26 protein-coding genes and 1 pseudogene are annotated in these 22,808 nt (G+C 60.5%); 4 read left to right on the forward strand and 23 right to left on the reverse strand.

Annotated features, from left to right (window positions below; translation table 11 throughout):
• The first annotated feature begins 55 nt into the window (after positions 1–55).
• Positions 56–580 (forward strand): tetratricopeptide repeat protein, encoded by a 525-nt coding sequence (locus ACZ9BX_RS33345; protein WP_476222607.1) that lies wholly within the window; start codon positions 56–58, stop codon positions 578–580.
• A gap of 137 nt (positions 581–717) precedes the next feature.
• On the opposite strand, the gene ACZ9BX_RS33350 is transcribed toward ACZ9BX_RS33345, so the two are convergent.
• The 14 genes from ACZ9BX_RS33350 to ACZ9BX_RS33415 form a co-directional block, all read right to left on the reverse strand.
• The gene (locus tag ACZ9BX_RS33350) at positions 718–1,296 is read right to left on the reverse strand and encodes a hypothetical protein (protein WP_476223111.1); all 579 of its coding nucleotides are present in this window, start codon (positions 1,294–1,296) and stop codon (positions 718–720) included.
• A gap of 63 nt (positions 1,297–1,359) precedes the next feature.
• Positions 1,360–2,664: an ATP-binding protein gene (locus tag ACZ9BX_RS33355; RefSeq protein WP_476222608.1), complete on the reverse strand. Its 1,305-nt coding sequence runs from the start codon at positions 2,662–2,664 to the stop codon at positions 1,360–1,362.
• Positions 2,665–2,680: 16 nt separating this feature from the next.
• Positions 2,681–3,622 carry a type II secretion system F family protein gene (locus ACZ9BX_RS33360; RefSeq protein ID WP_476222609.1) on the reverse strand — a complete coding sequence of 314 codons (942 nt, stop codon included), beginning with the start codon at positions 3,620–3,622 and terminating at the stop codon, positions 2,681–2,683.
• A gap of 3 nt (positions 3,623–3,625) precedes the next feature.
• Positions 3,626–4,579: a type II secretion system F family protein gene (locus ACZ9BX_RS33365; protein WP_476222610.1), complete on the reverse strand. Its 954-nt coding sequence runs from the start codon at positions 4,577–4,579 to the stop codon at positions 3,626–3,628.
• Complete coding sequence (locus ACZ9BX_RS33370) at positions 4,576–6,030, reverse strand: CpaF family protein (RefSeq protein WP_476222612.1); 1,455 nt, start codon at positions 6,028–6,030, stop codon at positions 4,576–4,578. The genes ACZ9BX_RS33365 and ACZ9BX_RS33370 overlap by 4 nt, the downstream gene beginning before the upstream one ends.
• 15 nt (positions 6,031–6,045) lie before the next feature.
• Positions 6,046–6,612, reverse strand: a complete 567-nt coding sequence (locus ACZ9BX_RS33375) for a L,D-transpeptidase (RefSeq protein ID WP_476222614.1) — start codon at positions 6,610–6,612, stop codon at positions 6,046–6,048.
• Complete coding sequence (locus tag ACZ9BX_RS33380) at positions 6,609–7,751, reverse strand: pilus assembly protein (RefSeq protein WP_476222616.1); 1,143 nt, start codon at positions 7,749–7,751, stop codon at positions 6,609–6,611. The genes ACZ9BX_RS33375 and ACZ9BX_RS33380 overlap by 4 nt, the downstream gene beginning before the upstream one ends.
• A gap of 28 nt (positions 7,752–7,779) precedes the next feature.
• Positions 7,780–8,412, reverse strand: a complete 633-nt coding sequence (locus ACZ9BX_RS33385; RefSeq protein WP_476222617.1) for a TadE/TadG family type IV pilus assembly protein — start codon at positions 8,410–8,412, stop codon at positions 7,780–7,782.
• A complete protein-coding gene (locus ACZ9BX_RS33390; RefSeq protein WP_476223112.1) occupies positions 8,406–8,885 on the reverse strand; it encodes a TadE/TadG family type IV pilus assembly protein in 480 nt (159 codons plus the stop codon). The genes ACZ9BX_RS33385 and ACZ9BX_RS33390 overlap by 7 nt, the downstream gene beginning before the upstream one ends.
• A complete protein-coding gene (locus tag ACZ9BX_RS33395; RefSeq protein ID WP_476222618.1) occupies positions 8,885–10,486 on the reverse strand; it encodes a TadE/TadG family type IV pilus assembly protein in 1,602 nt (533 codons plus the stop codon). Before ACZ9BX_RS33395 ends, ACZ9BX_RS33390 begins: the two co-directional genes overlap by 1 nt.
• 92 nt (positions 10,487–10,578) lie before the next feature.
• On the reverse strand, positions 10,579–10,875 hold the full coding sequence (locus tag ACZ9BX_RS33400) for a hypothetical protein (protein ID WP_476223113.1): 297 nt from the start codon (positions 10,873–10,875) through the stop codon (positions 10,579–10,581).
• Positions 10,859–12,346 carry a type II and III secretion system protein family protein gene (locus tag ACZ9BX_RS33405; protein WP_476222620.1) on the reverse strand — a complete coding sequence of 496 codons (1,488 nt, stop codon included), beginning with the start codon at positions 12,344–12,346 and terminating at the stop codon, positions 10,859–10,861. The genes ACZ9BX_RS33400 and ACZ9BX_RS33405 overlap by 17 nt, the downstream gene beginning before the upstream one ends.
• A 59-nt stretch (positions 12,347–12,405) precedes the next feature.
• Positions 12,406–13,317 carry a Flp pilus assembly protein CpaB gene (gene cpaB, locus ACZ9BX_RS33410; protein ID WP_476222622.1) on the reverse strand — a complete coding sequence of 304 codons (912 nt, stop codon included), beginning with the start codon at positions 13,315–13,317 and terminating at the stop codon, positions 12,406–12,408.
• A 95-nt stretch (positions 13,318–13,412) separates the two neighbouring features.
• Positions 13,413–13,637 carry a hypothetical protein gene (locus ACZ9BX_RS33415; RefSeq protein ID WP_476222624.1) on the reverse strand — a complete coding sequence of 75 codons (225 nt, stop codon included), beginning with the start codon at positions 13,635–13,637 and terminating at the stop codon, positions 13,413–13,415.
• Positions 13,638–13,899: 262 nt separating this feature from the next.
• Between ACZ9BX_RS33415 and ACZ9BX_RS33420 the strand changes: the two genes are divergently transcribed.
• Positions 13,900–14,481, forward strand: a complete 582-nt coding sequence (locus ACZ9BX_RS33420; RefSeq protein ID WP_476222625.1) for an A24 family peptidase — start codon at positions 13,900–13,902, stop codon at positions 14,479–14,481.
• Between the two features lie 1,299 nt (positions 14,482–15,780).
• Here ACZ9BX_RS33420 and ACZ9BX_RS33425 read toward each other — a convergent pair.
• Positions 15,781–15,939 carry a hypothetical protein gene (locus tag ACZ9BX_RS33425; protein WP_476222627.1) on the reverse strand — a complete coding sequence of 53 codons (159 nt, stop codon included), beginning with the start codon at positions 15,937–15,939 and terminating at the stop codon, positions 15,781–15,783.
• A 348-nt stretch (positions 15,940–16,287) separates the two neighbouring features.
• Between ACZ9BX_RS33425 and ACZ9BX_RS33430 the strand changes: the two genes are divergently transcribed.
• Both ACZ9BX_RS33430 and ACZ9BX_RS33435 read left to right on the forward strand, forming a co-directional pair.
• A complete protein-coding gene (locus ACZ9BX_RS33430; protein ID WP_476222629.1) occupies positions 16,288–16,647 on the forward strand; it encodes a VOC family protein in 360 nt (119 codons plus the stop codon).
• A 331-nt stretch (positions 16,648–16,978) separates the two neighbouring features.
• Positions 16,979–17,234: pseudogene (locus tag ACZ9BX_RS33435) on the forward strand (transposase); the annotation flags it as partial.
• Between the two features lie 106 nt (positions 17,235–17,340).
• Here ACZ9BX_RS33435 and ACZ9BX_RS33440 read toward each other — a convergent pair.
• Genes ACZ9BX_RS33440 through ccoO form a run of 8 tightly spaced genes read right to left on the reverse strand, consistent with a single transcriptional unit; the run spans position 17,341 to position 22,808 of the window.
• Positions 17,341–17,472 (reverse strand): hypothetical protein, encoded by a 132-nt coding sequence (locus ACZ9BX_RS33440; protein WP_476222630.1) that lies wholly within the window; start codon positions 17,470–17,472, stop codon positions 17,341–17,343.
• On the reverse strand, positions 17,469–17,723 hold the full coding sequence (gene ccoS / locus ACZ9BX_RS33445) for a cbb3-type cytochrome oxidase assembly protein CcoS (protein WP_476222631.1): 255 nt from the start codon (positions 17,721–17,723) through the stop codon (positions 17,469–17,471). The genes ACZ9BX_RS33440 and ccoS overlap by 4 nt, the downstream gene beginning before the upstream one ends.
• Positions 17,720–19,972, reverse strand: a complete 2,253-nt coding sequence (locus ACZ9BX_RS33450; protein WP_476222633.1) for a heavy metal translocating P-type ATPase — start codon at positions 19,970–19,972, stop codon at positions 17,720–17,722. Before ACZ9BX_RS33450 ends, ccoS begins: the two co-directional genes overlap by 4 nt.
• Positions 19,969–20,796, reverse strand: coding sequence for a DUF2189 domain-containing protein (locus ACZ9BX_RS33455; protein WP_476222635.1), 828 nt, complete (start codon positions 20,794–20,796; stop codon positions 19,969–19,971). The genes ACZ9BX_RS33450 and ACZ9BX_RS33455 overlap by 4 nt, the downstream gene beginning before the upstream one ends.
• 11 nt (positions 20,797–20,807) lie before the next feature.
• Positions 20,808–20,987, reverse strand: coding sequence for a hypothetical protein (locus ACZ9BX_RS33460; RefSeq protein ID WP_244564657.1), 180 nt, complete (start codon positions 20,985–20,987; stop codon positions 20,808–20,810).
• 8 nt (positions 20,988–20,995) lie between these two features.
• A complete protein-coding gene (gene ccoP, locus ACZ9BX_RS33465; RefSeq protein ID WP_476222636.1) occupies positions 20,996–21,877 on the reverse strand; it encodes a cytochrome-c oxidase, cbb3-type subunit III in 882 nt (293 codons plus the stop codon).
• Entirely contained in the window at positions 21,868–22,038 is a 171-nt protein-coding gene (locus ACZ9BX_RS33470; protein WP_476222637.1) for a cbb3-type cytochrome c oxidase subunit 3, read from the reverse strand. Before ACZ9BX_RS33470 ends, ccoP begins: the two co-directional genes overlap by 10 nt.
• A 17-nt stretch (positions 22,039–22,055) precedes the next feature.
• Positions 22,056–22,808 (reverse strand): cytochrome-c oxidase, cbb3-type subunit II, encoded by a 753-nt coding sequence (gene ccoO / locus ACZ9BX_RS33475; RefSeq protein ID WP_476222639.1) that lies wholly within the window; start codon positions 22,806–22,808, stop codon positions 22,056–22,058.

Here is a 22,808-nt window from a genome sequence, read left to right on the forward strand (position 1 = left end):
GACACATCCGAATGCTTGGCTAGGATGCCTGAAAGATCGGGGGATCAAATTGCAAATGCTGCAGGTTAGTGCTCGGATTAAGTGCATCGCATTCCTGCTTGCGAGTGGAGCGATCCTGGTCGGGTGCCAGTCGTCCAGCTTTGATAACCTGGCAGCTTATGGCGATAGCGCGAAGACCGTCGAGGATGATTCAGCCGTCGCCTTCTACAAGAACGACGAACTGATCACTGTTGGCAAGCTGCAGTTTCAGGAAAAGAACTACGGAAAATCATACGCCATTTACAAGCGCGCGGTTAACGTCTTTCCGGAAGATCCGGCCGCCTGGCTCGGCTTTGCGGCCTCTGCAGATATGGTCGGCCGCTTCGATACCTCCGACCGCGCTTACCGGGAACTCGCAAGGATGATCGGCAATACCCCGGTCTACTACAACAACATCGGATACTCGCACCTCTTGCGCGGCGACCTTCCCGGTGCCAGACGGTACTTTCTGAAAGCCTACGAGCTCGATCCCGCAAACGAGGTGACTGCCCGGAACCTCGAATTGTTGAAGAACAGCGTGAATTTCGCACAACGGAGGTAGGTTTTCGGCGATTCGGGCTCCCAGTCGAGATTCCGCCGACGGACAGCCTGGCGTCGTTTCCGATTGTGAACCGACACGGTACCAGGACGATTCGCGTCGCCGTGCGATTGTGTTGGAGATTTCGGTGAGGTCGCGGTTTACTGCACCTTCCGGAGTATAAGCTTCCCTTCCGGTGAGACCGTTCGCTCGTAGCGCGGCAGGTCGTCGACCGCGACGCCCTTAGCATCGATGGACGTTAAACTTTCATCCGGAGTCTGATATCCAGCTGGCGGGGCAGCGGGCGATGGCGCGAAATATTGTGCCGGTTCCTTGCCAGGAGCACTCAGCACCAAAGCTCCGCCAGCGCGCGAAGCAAACGAACCAGAGCGCATCCGTTCATTCATTATGAAAATCGTCTTTTGCAGGCTTTCGGTCTGCTGCCGGATGACTGCCACTTCATCAGCCTTCGCATTTCCGGCAAAATTGCGCCCCTGCTTGTCTACCTGCGCTTTCAGGCCGTCGATCGACCTCTTGAGCGCGACAATCGTCTCGCGGCTCTCGCGCAAATCCGCGGCGTTTTTGGCAGTATAGATCAGAATGCCTGCATTGATCGGCAGAAGCATCACAACCATGGCGATAAGCGGCGCATTTCTTGGGTGCCTCTGCTCTCCGGTCTTTCGCATACCGCGCAGTTTTGCGTCGTCCGCTTCGGCGTCGAGATTCGGGATGCTGGTCATTCGCTTTGCTCCACCGCTCGTCATCACGTCATTGTTTCAGGCATTCCTTAATAACGCTGGCACTTATTCCAGAGTGAACACCCCTTCCCAGGCCCGTTCCAGCATATCCAGCGACGCGACCTTCGGTATTCCATTGAATTCACAGTAAGACCCGACGAAGTCGAGAATATACTTCGGATGATAGCAGGACGCGAGCATCGTGCCATGGTACTTGCGATCATAAAAATGGTTCAAATCAATATCAGTGACATGTATCGCGGCACCGCCGGCATACGACTTGAAAATTTGGATGTATTCGTCGCGCGACGGGTTATTCACGAAGATCTTGTACTTCAGGCGCCTAAGACCAGCCTCGTCGGAAAGATCCTTCGGGGCGATGTTAGTCGAGAAGACGACCAGCTCGTCGAATGGAACCTTGAACTTCTTGCCGGTGTGCAGCGTCAGGAAGTCGTATCCGCGCTCGAGGGGCACGATCCAGCGATTGATAAGCGATTGCGGCGCCACCTGCTGGCGCCCGAAATCGTCGATGATGAAAACGCCGCCGGATGCCTTCAGATGCACCGGCGCTTCATAGACATTTGGTCCGTCGTTGAAGGTGAGATCGAGCAGATCGAGGGTTAATTCCCCGCCGGTCTTCACCACTGGACGACGGCATTCGATCCATCGCTGATCGGCCTTCGGATAAGGTTTTGCGTCAGCCCCGGCTATGGGTTGATGCACAGCTTCGTCAAAGAAACTGATGACATGGCCGCCAACCTCGATGGCATGGGGTACAAAGATCGTTTGGCGAAACAGTTGCGACGTCCGCTCGGCAATGCTCGTCTTTCCGTTTCCGGGCGGTCCGTAAAGCAGGATGGAGCGACCCGAGTTCATGGCCGGACCGAGCTTTTCGACCAGCGAATCTGAAAGCACCAGCCCTTCAAGGCTCTCGATCAGCCGCTCTGGGGTCACGCGCTCGTCATGGATGGACTGCAAACCCACTTGTCGGCAGAAAGCGTCCAGCGATACCGGCGCCGGTCCGACATACTGGGATTGACGCGACGCCGCGCGGGCATATTCGAGGCCATTCGTCGAAAGCGCATAGCGAATGTCGGACCTCACATCCTCGCCGGCCAGGCCCCGAGCCTCCAGGAGTGCGAGCTTCACAAGTTCCTTGATCAGGATATTGGCCAACACTTTCGGCAATTTCATGCGGTCAGCCAGGTGAGATGCCGTGATGGTATCCTGCTCGGCCGCACATTTTGCCGACAGCCTAAGCAGGAACGACGATTCCAGGCCAGTCTCCTCTAGGCTTGCCGGTGCCATCGGCATCCGTGGATCGAGGAGCACTACGACGTCTTGACGATTCTGTTCGGGCGAATACTGCATACGGACCTCGCTTGGCTCAACCGCCGGGTTTCAAGCCGACGAGAATACTGACGACACGGATAACAATCGGCACGAGCACGATGATCAGGCTCACCGGAAACAGGAAGGCTCCGAGCGGCAGCAACATCTTGATCGGCAGGGCGTTGGCCTTTTCCTCGGCCCGTACGATACGAAGATCGCGCATTTCCTTACTGTAGACCCGTAGCGTCTGAGTAACGCTCGTTCCGAGTTCCTCCGATTGGCGGAACAGTACCGAAAGCACCCGCGCCTCATCTATCCGCAAGCGTGTCGCAAGATTGGCCAATGCATCGCGCAAGCGGCGCCCGCCGCGCACTTCCAGCATCATGATCGAGAGATGCAGGCCGAAGTCCTGCTGCTTGTCGATGAATTCCCGGGTAACGCGGTTGGCCGCTGCCTCGATGCTCATCCCCGCATCGAGGCAGACGATCAGCATGTCCATGAAGTCGGGAAAGAGCCGGCGATACTCCCGCTCCTTGGCGCCGCCGCGCCGGTCGATATAGATGTTGACCAGAATAAAGGTCACGCCGGCGGCAAACATGGCGATGATCAGCGTAGCTATCCGCGACATCTCGGGCACGAAGCGATCGAATGCCGAGACCGCCGCGACAAACACGCCGATACAGATCAGCGCGCGAACCACCTGGAAGATCGTCACTGCGCTGGCATTGAAAAATCCTGCGCGGATCAGGCGGTTCTGGGTGGAATTCTGATTCGTGTCACGCCGGGTAATCTCGAAATAGCGGCGGATCAGGCGGTTTTCCGCCTCGCCGAGATCGGCAATCGTTGTATCGCCAAGGTGGAGTTCCTCGCCTGCCGTCGTGGCCTTCGACAGCCGCGCCCCGACCTCACGCCGACGAAAAACCAGTTCCGACGCCGCTGCGGAAAATATCAGCACTGAAAAGAAGACGATGAAGTAAATTCCATATTCACTCGACATGGCTCAGTACTCGAAGTTGACCAGCTTGTAGAGAATGAGATTGCCGACCGCCATGAGGGCCAGCAGCACGCACACCACGATGGTTCCGTGGCCGCTGTCCCAGACGGGATCGAAGTAGGTCGGCGACAGCGCCTTGATCATCCCGTAGAGCAGAAACGGGTACATCGACATGAAGATCGCGGTGATGCGCCCTTCCGAGGAGATTGCCTTGACCTTTGCCTTCAGCATCGTCCGGTCGCGCAGAGTCTTCGAAAGGTTCTGCAGGATTTCGACGAGATTCCCGCCGGTTCCGGCCTGTACGCTCAGCGATATTGCGAGCAGGTTTAGGTCCTCGACGCCCACCCGGTCGGCCAGATTTATGAGTGCGTCGTCAAGCGCCACACCATAGGTGAGTTCGTCCGAGAGGAGGCCGAACTCACTGCCGATCGGATCAGGCATCTCGCGTGCCACCAGAGCAATCGCCGCAGGCAGCGGGTGGCCGGCGGCCAGGCTGCGGTTGGCGACATCGAGCGCTTCGGGAAGCTTCAGTGCGAATTTTCGCATGCGGCTCGCCCGGGTGCGCCAGACGACGAGCACAGGGATGAGAAGGCAGATCAGGAGAAAGACCGGTACCCTGACCAGATTGCTCGGCACCAGAAACTGAACGACCAGCCATATTAAAGGTGCGCCGGCGATCGCGAAGAGGCCAAATCGCCTGGCATCGAACTTAATGCCGGACTGGACGTAGAACTGCCGCAGCCGCTGCATCAACGGTGTCTGCCGCCAGCTGCCGTCCGCACCACGCTCCTTCAGCATGTCGCGGTAGGTCTTACGATGATCATCGCTGACATTGAGCAGGCTCAGCCGATGGTTTACCGCGCGGTGACGCTCGGATGTCCTGAAGTAGCCGCGAACGATTGCATCGACGGCAACAAGGGCCGCGATGAATACGGCCGCGTAAAGCAGGATCAGGGTCATGGTTCAACGGGCCCCGTTTGCAGCGGTTTACCGGGATCGAAGATCATCGCAGGAATCTCGATCCCGAGTTCGGCAAATTCCTCGATGAAGCGCGGCCGTATGCCCGTGGCGCGGAATTCTCCGTGGATCCGCCCGTGGTCATCGGTGCCGGTCTTCTTGAATTTCATGATCTCCTGCATCTGCACGACCTCACCCTCCATGCCCGTGATCTCTGAAATCGAGACGATCTTGCGGCTGCCGTCGCTCAAGCGCTGAACCTGCACGATAATCGTAATGGCGGACGAGATCTGCGAGCGAATGCTGAGCTGCGACATCGGCATCCCTGCCATCCCGACCATCTGTTCGAGCCGGCCGACGGCGTCGCGGGGCGTGTTAGCGTGAATGGTCGTCATCGACCCCTCGTGACCGGTATTCATCGCCTGCAGCATGTCGAAGGCCTCGTCGCCGCGCACTTCGCCGACGATGATGCGGTCCGGTCGCATACGCAGCGCATTTTTCAAAAGTTCGCGTTGACGAATTTCGTTGCGCCCGTCGAGCGTCGGCGGACGAGTTTCCAGCCGGCCGACATGCGGCTGCTGCAACTGGAGTTCGGCCGCGTCCTCGATCGTGATCAGACGCTCCTTCGGAGAAATTTGCGACGAGAGCGCGTTGAGCAAGGTGGTCTTGCCCGAACCCGTGCCACCCGAAATGACCATGGAAACCTTGCCCCTGACTGCGGCGCTAAGAAGGACGCGCATCGCGTTGGCCATGGCGCCATATTCCACGAGGCGCTCCATCGTCAGCGGCTTGCGCGTAAATTTTCTGATGGAAACGAGCGGTCCGTCGACCGAGATCGGTCTGATGGCGACGTTCACACGAGAGCCATCCTTGAGGCGGGCATCGACCATCGGCGTCGATTCGTCGACGCGGCGGCCGACCGCCGAGACGATCTTGTTGATCACCCGCAACAGATGGTCCTCGTCCTTGAAGCGCACGGCGGTGCTTTCGAGCCTGCCGCCCCGCTCCACATAGACGCTATCGTGGCCGTTGATGAGGATGTCGGCAATCGTGTCGTCGGCGAGTAGTGGCTCTATTGGTCCCAGCCCGAGCATCTCGTCGGTGATATCGCGGATCAGATCATTGATTTCCTTGGCATTCAGCGGAAAGTTGTTACGCCGGATATAGTCCTTGACCAGCGGCCTGATCTCAGTTGCAATCTCCTCGTTGTCGAGCGTGTCGAGAATGCCCAGGTTGATCCGATCGAGAAGGTAGCGATGCAGATTGACCCGCTCCGACACCATGTCTGGCCCGAGCGAAGCTTCTTCGACATGTATCGGCGCTTCGCCAGACGCGGGTTGCCGAGCTGGGACGTGCGGAACCGCGCCGGCCAGAGACAGTTCGATCGCCTCCGGATGCTCCCGGTTTTGCGGTTCCCGCTGCTTGTAGAAACGCCCGATGATTCCGTTCGTCATGCCTTCCACCCTCGACTATTTTACAATGACCGTGGAACCGACCTTCACCCGCTCATAGAGATCGATGACATCGGCGTTGCTCATGCGGAAGCAGCCCGACGATGCGAAACCGCCGACCGTCGACTGCTCGTTCGTTCCATGAATTCGGTAAAGCGTGTCGGTGTTACTCTTGTAGAGATAGATTCCGCGAGCGCCCAAGGGATTAAACGGCCCTGGAGGTACAAGGTCCGGAAGTTGCGGCGAGCGCGCCTTCATCTCGGCCGGTGGCCGCCAGCTAGGCCACTCTGATTTGCGCCCGACCTTCACGACGCCGCTCCAGCGAAATCCATCGCGACCGACACCGATTTTATAGCGGATCGCCCGATTTCCGGAGACGACGAGGTCGAGCGTCTGGTTCCCGCTGACAATGACGATTGTCCCTGCTGCGTAGCTTTGCTCGATGGTCACCATGGCGCCTGTTCTCGGTCCGAGACTTCGCGGCACAAGCCCGCCTGCCGCGGCATCCGCGACCGCTGTCGCGAAAACCGCAACACCAAGAATGGCGGCACAGGTCCTTATGCGCCGACGGTCGATCGCCTTCATCGCACCAGTGCTCCGAGTTTGCCGACCGCGCTGCAGAAGCGCGCTCGGGAATTCACTTCCACCGGCAGCACCCCGCGATTGACCGCCTCACTTAGGGTATCCCAATCATCCGCGATGACATGAGTGGGGATCTCCCCGAATATCTTCTGCGTTTGCTGTCGGCGCACCCCGAGGCCGAAAAGCTTGGTGCGGTATTTGTTGATGACGATGAATATCTGATCCGAATTGCCGCGCAGCCGCACCAGATTGGCGAACAGGTCCTTGGTTTGCGAGAGCGCAGGAATGGTCATTTCGGTCACGATGCAGACGCTGTTGACCGAACTGAGCACATCGTACTTCCACGGCGTGTCGTAGTAGGGAATGTCGATGACGGTGTGATCGCTCTCGAAGGCGGCTACGTCCAGCATCCGCAGCACCAGTTCGGAGCCCCTCGGCGTCAGAAGGACGGACGGCTGCTTGAAGGACAGCAGCGAAAAGCCGCCCGAATGGCGCTTGCGGACCAGATCGATGAATTCCAGGTCGACCCGGGAAGGATTGGCGATGACCGGCTTCAGGTCGTAGTCGTTGACAAGGTTAAGATAGTAGCCGAGCGACCCCGATGAAAAATCCATGTCGAACAGATTGACCCGCGGCGCGGAAGTCTTGGTCGGCTGGGCAAGCACATGCGCCAGCGACGAAGCGATCACACTGGCGCCCGCACCGCCGACGGCCGAAACCACGGCATGGACCCGGCTGTCGCTTGCCCCGGTGCCAGGAGCGTGGGTCGAGATCATGTCGATCAACGCGCGGCGCTCGAGGGGTTTCTTCAGCCAGTCGTTGCCGTTCAGGCGAAAGAGCAGCCGCAGCATGTCGTCCGGCAGATCCTCGGAAACGACAATGAGCGGAATGTCCCGATGGCTGGTGCGGAACGCAAACAGTTCCGGACGGTGCAGTGATTCGCCGTCGTCGACGTCGAGAACGATCAGGTCAAACTGTGTCGAATCGAACCGACCTTTTTCGCCAAGCGCCTTCAGCGCCACATGGCGCACATCGTAACGCGACAACGCACCGAACACATCGAGCATGAGGCTTGCGGCCGCAGCATCGTCGGAAAGGACCAATATCTTGGTGGATGCGGCAATGTTGATGTGAGCTGTCATTTCGCTTTCCTACGCAAGATTTAAGGAGTCAGCAGGTTGAACAAGTCTTGAGGTCTTCCGTCGTGATCGTCACCGGATGGGCTGGAACGACGATGTCGTTGATCCCGAGCAGTGCCCCGAGGATTGGCAGTTCGAAAGTGACGTCGCGCACTTCCAGGCGCATAGTCAGCACCGGCCCGTCCGGACGGCCCCAGTAGCCAAGCCCGGAGCGCTGATAGGTCACCACGACATTGTCCGGCTGGATCCGCCAGTTCAGATCGCAGATGCCCGGACGCGAATTGCCGACCGGCCCGCAGACTCCATCGCTCCCCAAGACGATCCGGTCTAGTTCCGCAACGTTGCATCCGTCTTTGCCCGGTCCACAGGTCGCGGAGATCGTCGCATCGTTCGGCGCCGCGTTGCCGTTATTGATCGGATCGGCAGCCTCGGTCGGGAAGGCCACCAAGAAGTCCTCTTCCTCCACCAGCGGATCGGATACTGCAGCCAGGCGGGCTCCATATTGCAGCGCCTTGACCGTCTGGTTCCATTGCGACATCGCATAGCCGAACTCAACGAAGGCGGCGAACACCAGCATAACGATCGGAAAGGTCAGAAGCGCCTCGGTGAGGCTGACGCCACGGGTATCTTGCCAGAACGCCTCAAATGTCCGAGAGCTCACCATCCGATGTATCTCTCTTCATGGAAGGAACTGATGGTGATGGCATCGAGTCCGAGCCAGCCGAACAGAGGCGAAGTCTGGTAGAGGTGAGCGGTAGAAATAGTAATGTTTCCGTCGGCATCGGGCGCTGCGATGGTGATGTCGGCAGCGTCCTTCCAGCCCGGCACGCGGGGTTTAGCATCCGCTGCAGGAGTTTGCGTTCCGTAAAAGGCGATCGTCTTCGCCGTCGCCTGATTGCATGTCGGCTCATAGGTTGCCGACGCCGGCCGACAGCGCGACAAATAACGCCCCGCATCGCGCAGGCCTGCATCGATCTGCATCCGCTCCCAGAAAATGTTGCCGAATTCGAGAATACCGGCGGCGAACAGCGTCACAAAGGGCACCGCCACCAGTGCTTCGGCCAGTACCGCTCCCTCCTGCCTTGACCAGAACCCGAGACCAAGACCTTGACGGACGAACTTGCGGAGCGCCATCATCATCGGACTAGTTCCGCTTCTTCGCGCAGGAACTCATCGAGCGTACCGCGCCCGCCCTTGCCGGTTATGTCGATCATTTCGAGCGAGAGGTATCGCTCACCGCCATCTTTGATCGCCGGCTTGGTCAGGAACATCCGGGCAAAGGCGATTGCGCGGGTTGCCTTATGCCCGTTCAGATGGCCAACGGACTGCTCGTAGCCGCAGTTTACGATGGCAGAGAAGATCTCGCGGCGATCGCCATATTCGGCCGCCGTATAGTCCGCGAGGTCAGGCCCGCTGTAGCACTGGCCGCCTGTCGCAGGCGTCCCCGTCTCGCCGTTCGCCGAGGCGTGGCTGATGAGCGCCGGGTTAGTGAGCTCGTAACGGTAGACGTCGTAGGCGGAGGGCTGGGATGGTGTACCGGCTGCCTGGTGCGGATAACTGGAGTGGTTGCTTAAAATCGTGCTTGTTGAGGGAGCGGCCGTTCCCTGCGCAACGTTCCAGTATGTCGTATACTGCCAGTTGTTGCCGCTGCTGATCTTGCCGCCGGAGAGGGAGGTCATCGCCGCTCCGTAACCTAGCGGTAACGCCTGGGTGGGATCGCCGACAATGTCTCCGACTTTTACCGGATTGTAGGCTTTGCAGCCGTCTTTGCCCTTTTCGGTTGTCGTTTGAGCCGAACGCACGTTCTGCGCCGGCCGGTAACGCGGATCAGTCTTGCTGCCAATTGAACCGTAAAAGCCGAAGCGCGTATTCACGCCGTCTTCGACAGGCCCCGCCTTTGCGCCGGTCTCGGTATCGAGGCTGTCCCGTGTATAGCAGGTACCGGGCTTACCGGTGGCAAGAGCCTCCGCCAGCTCGTGCGCGCCGTTACCCAAGGGAGTTCGCAAAAACCCAAAATTGCCAGGGCCGGGGTTGGACGCCGAAGTGCTGTGAAGCTCGATCTGCACGCCATAGAGATTGCCGGCCGCAAAATTGGTGTGCAAGGCCTCTGCCGCATCTTCGCTTGCAGTCTCGCTCGTGTTCCCAACGGGTTCGAACGGATTGCAGATAAACAGGGGCGTCACGTCGCAGGCGCTCACCCGGTAGACCGCCACGGCATCCGCCGAGACATTCACCGTGTCACGCGTAAAGCCGACTGGTATCGGGAAGATCGTCTGCATCGCCTGTTCTTTGGCGATCACCCAGGCATAGGAGGCTTCGTTGGAGTTCTCCGCCTCCATCGTACCAAGGTCGATGTCGTCGTCATCCTGAGCCGGTATGCTCTTGAGATACTTGACAATAACGGTGCTCGCGGCATCGTTTCCGGGGTCATAGCTCACCGTTATGTACGAGCCGAGCGACATGCCGTTCCCGCCGCCGGAAAAAGCTGCACTGTTGGCAATTTTCTCAATTGCCGCGTCCGCCCGGTCGATCGCGTCGTCGCGGCCGTCGAGTTCGCGGGCTCCGGCGAGCGCCATCGCATCGACGGCGCTCTGCAGGTCGGTATGCAGATTGCTGCTGCGGCCTACATCGATGACCAGCAGCGAAAAGCCGAGAAGCAGCGGCATGGCGATGAGCGTCAAGGCGATGACGTAGCCATGATGATCATTCCAGAACCGTCTGATAACCCTGCTAAGCATTGGCATACCCCCATCGCAGCGCTATCGCCGTGACCTCCGTGCCTTGTGCGTCTTTTCCTTCCGGCGTTGCCGCCGTTCATGCCGTTCGATAGTTACTTGCCGACGCCTGCCCCATTGGACGTGCCATTGGCTGGCACCGGCTGCACGATAGCCGACCCGCCGTTCTGGTACTCGGTGACCACCCTGCGGATCACCTTGCCGTCGCTGGCGATATGGGTTCGCTGCGCTTCCGGCGGGAACGGGTCCTGCGTATGGATGGCCTTGTTGGCTTCCACGGCATTCCCGAGCCCGAAGGTGATCGAGTCTCGATGGTTCATGTAGTCGGCGCAGCCGGAAACGAGGCTGGTGACGATAAAGACGAGAAGCACGCGCTTATCTTTTTGCAACAGCAAGTTGGCCTCCCTGATCCAGATCGAGACGATGGCCATAGGGGCCTTTCACACCTTCGCCGTTGCGAAAGCGGCGCAGCATGTCCTTGTCCACTTCCAGTATACCGAGCGCGAACAGCTCCGCATCGTTCGATGAACGTGTCTGGTCGAGCGGACTATAGAGGTCCTCGCCTGGCGACGCCGGCCGCACGATATGCGGGGTGACGACGATGACGAGGTCGGATTCCTTTTTCTGGAAACTCGTCGAGCGGAACAGCGCGCCGAGAATCGGTATCTGCCCGAGACCCGGCAATTGCTGGATGTCCTTGGCATTGATCGACTGCAAAAGCCCCGCCATTGCGAAGCTCTGCCCGTCGCGCAGCGCTACCGTAGTGCTGGCAGCGCGCGAGATGAAGCCCGGATTGCCGTTGACGTTGATCGACGTATCGAGCTCGGAGACTTCCGGCTCGATCTGCAGGTTGATGAGGCCGTCATCGAGAACCACCGGCTTGAAAGTCAGCCGCACGCCGAAGGGGCGATAGTCGGTCTCGGTGGCGACGGTCGCGCCGTTGGTCGTCGTCGTCAGGATCGGCACTTCGCCGCCTGCATGGAAGCTGGCGGTCGAGCCGCTCATGGCGATCAGGTTCGGCTGCGCCAGTCGGCGCACTACACCTTTCTGCTCGAGCGCGTTGATCACCACGTCGATTTGGCCGCCCGAGATTTCCAGCACCTTGGCGATTAGTTGGCCGAAGGGCTGCATACCCGTCGCTGCGCCTTTGGGGTCGAGGAGGGTGCGGACGAGGCTGCCGTCGTCCACTCCGATACCCTGGCTGGTCGTTGCCTTGCCGATGCCGTTGTTGCCCTGCCCGGACCAACCGATCCCGAGGTCGCGGCCCGTCTGGCGCGAGGCTTCGATGATACGGACCTCCAGCATCACCTGCTGGCTGTCGCTGACCCTGAGCTGGTTCAGCACCGGTCGCTCGGAATAGGACTGGGCGATTTCAATCACCCGCTGCAATTCCACGGCATCACGTACGGTGCCGGTCAGGCGGATGCGATCGTTGGAGTTGAACACCCTGACCTGAGCCCGGGGCGCGGCGGAGCGGATGGCGAGGGCCGCCTCGCTGAAATCGCTGGCGACGCGGACGTCGATGACGCCGAGCAGTCTCTTGCTGTCGTCATAGACCGAGATATTGGTAGCGCCGATCTGCTTGGCGCGAATGAACAGCGATCGGTCCGACAGCGGCACCACGTCGATCATATCGGCGCTGCCGATGACGAGATCGCCGAAAGTCTGGCCGGTATTGAGCGTCAGCGTCTCGTTTGGAGGCAGCGTGACCTGCTGGACCGAACCGCCGAGGGTCACGAACTTTTCCTGCGCGTCGGCGCGCCCGGCAAAGCCTGGCCCCCAGCATACACAGGCCGAAAAAACTGCGACTAGTGCCGCAAGTCTTCTGGACCTTGCAATTCCCTTCTTGCCACACCTCGACATGCCTGCCTTCACCCCCCATTCGGCCGCCGCGCTCGCGCTGCGGCCACCCCGCATCTATGTCACTGGATCAGGCCGACTCTGTGCTCCTCGCGCTTCGTTGTGTTCCAGACGCCCACAGTCGCCCACCTTGGCTCTATCGGCAATGCCGGTTCGACCTTGCTTTCGACAATCTCAACTTGTTTTTCGCGCTCCGGCTTCTTCGCCAGATCCTTGCCGAGTTCGGTCGCCGTCGGCCCACCGCCGAGATCGGCGACGGTGATCTGCCGGGTCTCTTCGACGGAGGACGAAGCGATGTTGCGAAGCGCCAGCGACAGCGTGCCGATTGTGGCGCCGAGCGTGAGGCGCTGCGCCTCGTCGGTCGTCACCTCGAAGGTCACGGTTTTCACGACGGAAGGCTCGTCCTTGCGCTCGTCCGCGGTCTGGTCCACGGCCAGCACCTTGACCCCCTGCAGCAGCACATCGACAAACGTCTGGTCGTTGCCGGCCTGGCCGCGCACGACCCGCGTCAGAAGCACGTCGACGCGGTCGGACGGCCGCACGAAGCCGGCGACGCCGAGCACATCGTTGACGCGGATGGAAACGGCCTTCATGCCCTGGTCGAGTGCCGCCGAGAGCGTGGCGCGCTCGCCGGCTCCGGTGATTTTCGAGGACAGAACCGGCTCGCCCGGATCGATCGCCTCCATGGCATAGCGCGGCTGGGCATCGTCGCCGACTACGGCCTCGATGCTTGCGAACGAGCCTGTGGGCGTTTCGTTTGAGGGCCATGGGATGGCCTTGAGATTTTCAGGACGTACGCGGTCGCCGAAGCGCATCGGCTTGGCGGCGACAACCAGCGTTTTTTCCTGCGTCTTGGTGCGGCCCATCGCCAGCAGCCGAGCCTGCTGATCGGCGAGATACTCGCGCATTCCAAAGACCGCTGCTCCTGCGAGCACGAAAGCAATAACGAGACTGAAAATCGTCGAAGAACGCATTGCCGCTACTCGCTACACTGGACGGAACACATCCATCTGCTGTTTCTAATTTAGAAGAGAGGGGTTAATAAACCCCCCTCTATCTTTCGGTAGCGTTATACGCCGGCCGCCGGAGGAGTAACGTCATCCGGAGCGTTGTCACCGAGAAGGCCAAAGAAGTCACCCCAGTCAGTCCAGGCGGCACTCAGATTTTGTCCTGCCACCATTACAGCCGTAATAACGCCACCAACCAGAAGCCCAAGAAGGACAAGATATTCTGACAGCGCCACGCCATCTTCTTCCCGCGCGAAAGCGCGTACACTATTTACAAGTGCTTTCATCGAGAATTACCTCCAGATTACTTGGCTAGCCGTCATTCCCCCGGCACCGCCTCTTGCCGTCGAGACCACCCCTCCGACTAGGTATATTAATAATCTGTTAATTCTAATTTAGTCAATTAGTGATATTGCATACGAATCGTCGTATATAGTTTATGGTTAAGATGCGGCTCGACAAATCGCGCCGCAAAAACTGCTCCATCGCGGCACGCATCGGCTTTAGAGCTGAATTTGTAGATTATCTTCGCCAATAGAGTTAGGTGGCATGTTACAAATAGTCAGCTTTACTACGTGGCTTTCCGTATTGCTTTTTCTTTATGCCGGGTGGACCGATTTCCGAACGTGGAAAATTCCCAACACACTCGTCCTCGCGCTCGTAACCCTGTATGCGCTGCGCGCCGTGGCAGTAATGCTTGGCTCCGAGGATGTCGGCGCGACGCTGTTTGCCCCTACTGGGATCGGCGGCGATGTCGGTGCCGGCCTGCTGATGTTCGCGCTCGGCGTCGTGCTCTGGGCTTTCCGGATGTTCGGCGCCGGTGACGCCAAGCTCTTCCTGCCGATCGGCCTTTTCATCGGCTGGCACGGCATGCTGCCGTTTTCGATCTTCCTACTCGTCCTCGGTGTCGCGACGATGCTGATGCTGCGGCTGCCGGTGCCGCTGCCGTTTAGCCATCTCGCCTTTTTTATGCGCATCGAGGAAATCCGGGCGAGCCGCAAGGTACCCTATGGCGTCGTCATGGTCTTCGCGGCGCTCCTCACCTTTGCTTTGCCCTCGGCAGAAACTGACGCTTCGGCAACGTCCGCTTCCAGGGCACCAGGAGTTCCCGCACTACTGCTTACGGTGTGATCACCAGCATGAAAGCGAAGAGCTGGAGACCATAGCTAACGGCTTGAAAATGGTGCCGCCTAGGGGCGTTCACGCACCTCTGTCTTGATCGGCTGAAAAGGGCCGTATCGGTCCGCAACAGGTGGTGGGAAGCGGAGGTTCACGAGCAAATGAGAGGCGTTTTGCCGCTCGCCGAAACCGCTCCATATGAGAAAATGGCCCACCACAAGAGCCTGCCGGCATCCCAAAACTCAGGAGCACGCGCGACGTCCGAGAGGCCCCAAGCCAGCCACCTTCGATATTCTGAGGAGAACGGGATTGAGGAAATCCGTTAATCCAGCTAATCGCAGCACGTCTTGCGGACGTAGGTGTTTCCGAACGTCACCATCGAATCCTTTGCAATTAAGTCGGATTTCTTACCGATCGGTAAGGAAAGATTGTCCGGCGAATGTCCGACCTCAGCGCCCTTGCAATGCCTGGTAATTGAGAAGAGAGGATTTCTGGTTCATCGGAGCCCGATCAAAGGAAGCGAAGATGAGACAGAAAGCCGGGCCGCAAAAACCAGCGGCAGAGCAAGTCATCAAGGATATCCGGCGTGCGACGCGCAAGCACCATTCGGCGGAGGACAAAATTCGCATAGTGCCATGACTTACTCTTTTGATGTTGGCCCTTCCATGCTGCGTGATGCACAGGCATGCGCCCATGCCAGGGCCAGGACCAGGGTCACCAGAGCCATGAGCAGATGCAGCTTTGCCGGCTGCGTCACAAGCCGCGGGTCTTTGTGTCTGCGAACGGGCATCCGGAAACAGGAGCAGGTCATCAATGCCCCCACGGCTCAGATTCGCACCGCAGGCAAGTTGATTGCATCGATGTCAGACGAGCTGGGCCGGAACATTTCGTTCCCGCGGAAGCTCACGGCCAGTTCGGACAGGCACCGGCGACGTCCGCCAATCGAGGGCATGGCGGAACAAATGGCCGCCATTATCCGTTGCGGTTGCATGATATTGGGACGCAGACAATGGGTTGGGTTGTCAGAGCTACCGATATCTTACGATCTTGTGCCTTCGCTGAGACTGATAAATACACGCGCGTCTCGGCGACCTGGAGGGGAAACGAATGCATGAGCATGCGATAGGATTCCTGGTTGCAGCGGAGCTGTCGGCCATTTTCTGGGCCGGTCTCTTTCTCGTCCTAGGACACGTTTGACACTCGCAATTGCGGCCGGTTCGCCGCTGCCCGCGATAAATCTGCATCGCCCATCGGCCCGCGCAGGCCCCTCTAGTTGAGCCTCCGAGGTGCGAGAACGAAGTCTCGGCATGCTTAGGCATCATAGACCGGAATAATATCGATGATGTCGGCAATCCGAAATCGATGCTTCACGCCGGCGCCATCTACGAGCACGAAGTCGCCTTGAAAGATCAAACCTGTCGATAGAAAGTTGCGTTCATTCCCGCTATCAAGTATCGACACGATAAGCATATGCTTAATCCTATGCATTACTTACGATAGACCTATATTTACAGACGACAGTAAATTTAATGTATTCACTTGAAGTGGAACCTGAGAGCCCGATCCGAAATTAAGATAAATTGTATCAGCAGGTTAGCTTGACGGCTTGGTCAGTCGCTGATTTTGGGTTTCGCCAAAAACTACCAAGGATCACCTATGCCGGCGACCCGCGCTCGTCGTGGGCGAAGCGGGCTCCCACGTCTCCTGTTGTTCTCATTGACTGAAACGGGGCGCCCGCCCGCTTTCGCCGCAGATCTCACGGGAACCTTTCTGGTCGAGCAGGCGTTCACACCGAGTTTAGGGCCTGGAGAAGGACAAATGAAACTGCAGAAGATCTACACCGCATTCCTCACCGCAGACCTTGCTGCGGCCGAAGGCTGGTATACGAAGTTGCTTGGTCGTGGACCGGATTATCGGCCGATGGACACGCTGGTGCAGTGGGAGCTCTTCGATCAGGGCGGATTAGCGCTTTCAACCGACGATGCGATCGCTGGCAGGGGCGTGATGTTCCTTGTCGTCGATGATGTCGCGGCCGAGCGCCGCAGGCTGCAGGGCCTGGGGATCGTGCTCGGGGACGACATTGAGGGCGACTACTCGACGTTGGTGCAGGTGCGTGATCCCGACGGCAACCTGCTCACGCTGGCGACGCCGCCCTCGCGCCCCTATCCGCCGGCATGACCGCGCCGGAAGAGCGAAATCCATTTCAAGCGAGAAACGCGCCGGCCGATGAAGGCTGGCTCCCCGAATTGAATTCGAACCAACGGCCGCTCGACTAACAGTCAAGGGCTCTACCGCTGAGCTATTGATATCAGCAGGTTAGCTTGACGCCTCGACCTGTCGTTGGTTCAGTGGTTTCGCCAAAAACTTCGAGGGATCAACGATGTGGACCAATACCGCCCGCGCCCTTCATCCGCGAAGCGGGCTGGCTTCGCCAAGCGATTTGACCGACGCCGAGTGGGCAGTGCTGGAGCCGTTGCTCGCTCTTGCCTCGCATGTGGGGCGGCCGCGCAAACGCAGGGATGCACTGCGCCGGATTGGCAAATGGACTGTCGAGATCGTCAAGCGTTCCGATCCGCCAAGGGCTTCGAAGTTCTCCCACGCCGCTGGGTGGTCGAGCGCACGCTGGCCTGGCTCAACAGAAACCGCCGCCTCGCCAAGGATTTCGAGCAAACCATCGCCTCGCCTCGGCCGCCGCGTGGCTGTTCGCTGCCTCCGTCCAACTTCTCGTCAGACGCATTGCAAGACATCGCTACCAAATGGAATAATTTCGAATCCGACCCTGAGGACTTTGAAGCAATATCGGTGGCCGTCCGCGGAGACGTCCGGGCGCGACGGGATGAGGCAGTCGACACCAAAAGCGATCGCCGGCAGTTAAAATAATGCGGACGCAATCGCGAGAAGGGTCGCGGCTAGCGCAGCAAGACTGGGGATCATGACGGCGACACCGGAGATCAACGCCAGCGCTCCTACCCAATCGAACGGCCTGTCAACCGACCTGATCATGACTGCTTTCCTTCGTTCTGTCCTTTAGCGGAACGATGCCGATCAGACGTGTGTTCCATGTCCTCTGCAGCCACCTCGCCTTTCCGCTTCGTGTCGCGAAGGGGAGCGTCCACCGCATTGGGCAGCAGAACCCTTTCCGCGGCTCCATCGAGATCGTCGTACTGGCCGCTGCGCATCGACCATAGGAACGCCATCAGGCCGACGACACCCATCCCCAAGGCAATTGGCAGGAGCCACACGAGATAGCTCATCGGGCAGCCTCTTTGAGATCGAGCCTGCGAATAGCCTTATGCCGCCGGGACGAAACCTTGTCACCCGAAAGCCGCAATGCATTGCCAACCACGAGGATCGATGACGTTGACATCGCGACCGCCGCCATGAGAGGCGTGACATGGCCCGTGATGGCGACGGGCACGAGGAGAACGTTGTAGGCGACGGCAAGGGCGAGGTTCTGGCGCACCAGCCCGGCGGCAGAGCGCGCGACGCCTATCGCTTGTGGGACAGCTTCCAGGCTGGCGCCCAGGAAGACGAGATCGGCAGCATTCCGTCCGATATCCGCGGCCGACGAAGGCGCCATCGAGACATGCGCTGCGGCAAGCGCCGGGGCATCGTTCAGCCCGTCGCCGACCATCAGGACGTGGCGGCCGATCGCGGCCAATTCCGTCAGGCGCTCGACCTTGGCTTCGGGGACGGCGCCGTGGCGATGTTTCTTGATGCCCAGCACAGCGGCAACCTTGCCGACCTCCTCGAGACGGTCGCCGGAAAGAACCTCGGTTGCCAGTCCGTCGGCTGCCAGCCTTTGGACCGCAGTCCTGGCGCCGGGGCGCATATCGTCGGCGATTGCAAACCAGCCCACCGGCTGTCCGTCGCGCGAAAGCCACACGCCTGCTTGTTTCGAATCCTCGAATGTGCCGCCGGAGACCCACGCCTTTCGCCCCAGCTTATAGACGGTCCCGCCGATGCGGCCTTCGATTCCGCAGCCTGGGGTCTCGCGAAAATCCTCGACCTCGACTTTGGCGGGCTGTAGCGCGGTGACGGCCCGCGCTGCGGGATGCTTCGACAGCGCGGCAAGCCCGGTCGCGGCGGCCAGGTCCCGCGGCGCGACGGTGTGCTCGATCACGCGGGCGACGCCGGTCGTGAGTGTTCCCGTCTTGTCGAAAACCACGGTGTCGGCCTCGGCTAGCCGCTCCAGCGCACTGCCGTCCTTGAGTGTGATGCCGAAGTCGAACAGCCGGCGGGCGGCCATGACTTGAACCATGGGCACGGCCAGGCCAAGCGCACACGGGCAGGTGATGATGAGGACCGAAATCGCCACCGTGATCGACCGATGCCAGTCGCCCGTCTGCAGCATCCAGACGGCGAAGGTTGCGAGCGCGAGCAGGTGGACGACAGGAGAATAAAGTGCTGCCGCGCGGTCGGCGATGCGGCGGTAGCGCGCCCGGCCGTTCTCCGCCGCCTCCATCAGTCTCACCATGTCGGCAAGGAAGGAATCCTGTGCCCGTCTGTCGGCCCTGACCGTCAGTGCGCCGTCGACGCTCATCGTCCCCGAAAGAACCGCGCTTCCAGGTTGCGCGCTTTCAGGCGCGGACTCGCCGGTTACCACCGAAACGTCCAGCTTCCCCGTGCCTGCAACGACGGTTCCGTCGACGGGCATACGGTCGCCAGGCCCGACGAAGACGATGTCCCCCGGTTCGACTTTCGCCAGTTCGCGGAACTCGCGGCTTCCGTCCGCTCCAATCACCGTCGCGCCCCTCGGCAGCAAGCGGGCAAGACCGGTAACGGCAGTCCGCGCCTTCTGCCGCATCGCGTGATCCAGCGTGCGTCCTGCCAGGAGAAAGAAAATCAGTGACGTGACCGCGTCAAAATAGGCATGCGGTCCTCCGGCAAAGGTGTCGTAGAGGCTCAGTCCCAGAGCGAGCAGGATTCCGACGGAGATCGGCAGATCCATGTTGGCCGTCCGCTTCCTCACCGAGTTCCATGCCGAAACGAAGAACACCCGTCCGGAATAAGCAACAGCGGGTATGGCGAGCAGCGCCGAGATCAGATGGAAGACATTCCGCGTCGCGGCGTCGGCCCCGGACCACACCGACACCGACAGCAACATGATGTTCATGGCGGCAAAGCCCGCGACCGCCGTCGCCCGCAGCAGCCGGGACATTTCCTGATCGCGTCCGCCATTATCCGTCTCGGCAAGACAAGCGTCGTATCCAATATCCCGCAAAGCCTCGATCATCGGAGGCACATCGCCCTCGGCCCTCCACCTGACGGCGACGCGGCGGGACGTCAGGTTCAGTCGAGCCGCCACGACTCCGTCGAGGCCCTGCAGCGCGCCCTCGATCGCGGCAATGCAGGCGGCGCAACGCGCCTGCGGCACCGAGAGGTCCGTCTGGAACAGGCCACCGCCGAGGTCACGGCTCGCAAGCACGATCTCGCGCGCGGAGGTCCCTCGCGGCGGTACCGGCAGCGATCCGGCTTCGGTTCCGGTCGCACAGCAGCTCATTGTGGCGGCTCCTCGGGACGCGCAACGACCCTGTAGGCATGCCAGGTGGCATGGCCCAGCAAAGGAAAGATGACAATCATCCCGACGAGGCCCGTCGCCACGCAGACTGCGAAAAGCACGAGCAGCATGGCCCCCCAGGCGACCATCGGAGCGAGGTTGTTCCACACCAGCTTCATGCTCGAGCCCATGGCGGTCAGCGCGTCCACACGCTGGTCAAGCAGCATCGGCACCGAAAAGACGCTGAGCGCAAAGGCAAAGGCCGCAAACAGGCCGCCAATTGCCGTCCCGACCACCAGCATCGTCCAGCCATAGGCGGTACCGAAGAGCATGCCGGCGATGTGGTCGAGGCCGGGGAACGCCGTCACCCCGAAAAACAGCGCGTAGAGAAGCACGGCCGCCCGCATCCACAAAAGCACGAGCATAAAAAGCAGAAGGCCGGCGAAGAACACCTGCGCGCCGGCACGGGGACGCACAAACAGCATAGAGCCGAAGCCGATCTGCCGGCTCTCTTCGATCGACCGGCTCTTCTCGTAGAGGCCGATCGCCAGAAACGGAGCAACGATCATGAAGGCCGCTAGCGCAGGAAATAGAATGTAGTCGAGCCCGAAGGCGACGAGCATCCAGACGAACGCGACGGAAAGAAGGAAGACGCCTATTCCGTACGCCAGGCTCGAAGCCGGCCGCGTCCAGACGTCCCGCCAGCCCGCTGACAGCCAACGGAGCCCCTCAAGGACGGGCAGCCCTCGCTGAAGGCGGGGATCCCGTGTTTCGCCAATGCCCGACGTCTCGCTCAGCAGCCAGTACGACTTGTCGCTCTCGCCCATCTCGTGTCTCCTCAGCATGCCGGCTTGGCAGCACGATAGCCGTGACCATCGCCCACTGACTTCAAATGCTCGACGCATTCAGGCTGCGACTGGACGGCCACGTAGACCAGGTGCGCATTCGCCGCGGCCACCAGAAGCAGCCCTGCGGGGATCAGCGCCCAGAGGAGCCACTTCGTTCGGGATCTCTTCATGCGTCCCGTCATGGCTGTTGCGTCCCCAGGTCGTGGACGTAGATCGCCAGCGTGCGGATCTCGGCGGTCGTCAGCCTCTCGTCCCAGGTCGGCATGTGGCCCTGGCGCCCGCCGTGCACGGAGGCGATGATCGTGTCCAGGTCACCGCCGTAGATCCACGTGGAGTCGGTGAGGTTCGGAGCGCCCACGTCGCTTTTTCCCTTGGCGTCTTCGCCGTGGCAAGCGGCACAGGTGGTGATGAACACTTCGCGCCCGGCCTCCAGGCGGTCGACGTTTGCCGGCGTCGAGTAGTCCGAGTGGGACAGCGAATAGACATAGGCGGCGACGCTTCGGACCTGCTCGCGGTCGAGCATCTGATCGCGCCCGAAGGCCGGCATCTGCCCGATCCGGCTTTCCGCATGCCGGGTGTTGATGCCGACGCGCATCGTCTGCTCGATAAGCTGTGGACCTCCGCCCCAGAGCCAGTCGTCGTCTGTGAGGTCGGGGTAGTTCGCCCGCCCCTTCCCGTCCCTGCCGTGGCAGGCCGCGCAATTGTCGCCGAAGAGCTGCCGTCCGGTATCGCGCACGGTCTGCATCAGCGCTTCGTCGGAGAGAATGGTGTCGTAGGGCTCTGTCGCGATGCGGCTCATCCAGCCGGACCGGCTGCGCTCGGCCTCGACGACCTGAGCCTCGACCGTGGTCTTCTGGTCGATGCCAAAGAGCCCCTTGGTGTAGGTCGTTCCGAGCGGCCAGGCCGGCACGAGGAACCACCAGGCAATGGCCCAGATGTGGGTCACGATCAGGAAGATGAGAACGCCGCGCGGAACGGGCGTGTCCAGTTCCGTGATGCCGTTCCATTCGTGGCCGGTCGTCTCGCGGCCGGTGACAGGATCGCGCTCACTCACTTCCATGGCGTGTCATCCCGCTCGAGGATGCTGTGCTTGGCCCGGTCGAAGCGCGTCCGGTTCGACGGCCAGAAGGTGTAGACGAGCACGCCGACTGCAAGGGCGATCAAGTAGAACAGCCCCCAGCTCTTGGAGAATGCGACGACGGTGTCGTGGTCCAGGTCCATGTGACAGTCCTCCGCCTTCAGTTTCCGGGATCCGGTTTCTTCTCGGGAGCCGCGGTATGTTCGTACGCGGCATTGGTCAGCCGTCCCAACACCTGGAGATAGGCGACGAGCGCGTCCATCTCGGTGACGTGCGTCGTGACGCCGTCGAATGCGCTCACCTGCGTCTCCTCGCCGTAGCGCTCGGTAGCTCCGGCGGCAAAGCCCGTGTCGGGAGTGGCCTGGCCGTAGGCGTCGCGCGCTGCGTTCTCCACCATCTCGTCGGTGTATGGAACGCCGAGGGCGCGCTGGGCCGCGAGGTGCTGCGGCAGGTCTTCCATCTTCAGCGGGTTCCGCGCCAGCCAGCGATAGGCGGGCATGTTCGATTCTGGGACGACGTCCCGCGGGTTGGTGAGATGGGCAACGTGCCAGAAGTCGGAATACTTTCCGCCGACGCGGGCAAGATCCGGGCCTGTCCGCTTCGAGCCCCAGAGCATCGGGCGGTCATACCGGGATTCGACGGCCAGCGAATAAGGGCCGTATCGCTCCACTTCGTCACGGAGTGTGCGGATCATCTGGCTGTGGCAAGCATAGCATCCCTCGCGGATGTAGATGTTGCGCCCGGCGAGCTCCAGAGGCGTGTACATCCGCATGTCCGGCGCCTCTTCGACCGTCTCGTCGATGGTGAAGAGAGGGGCGATCTCGACGATGCCGCCGACGCTCGCAGCCGCAATAATTGCGATCACGAAGCCGATCGCCGAACGCTCGAGCTTGCGGTGGAAGAGTTCCGGCAT

The organism is Rhizobium sp. USDA 3886 (assembly GCF_056279785.1).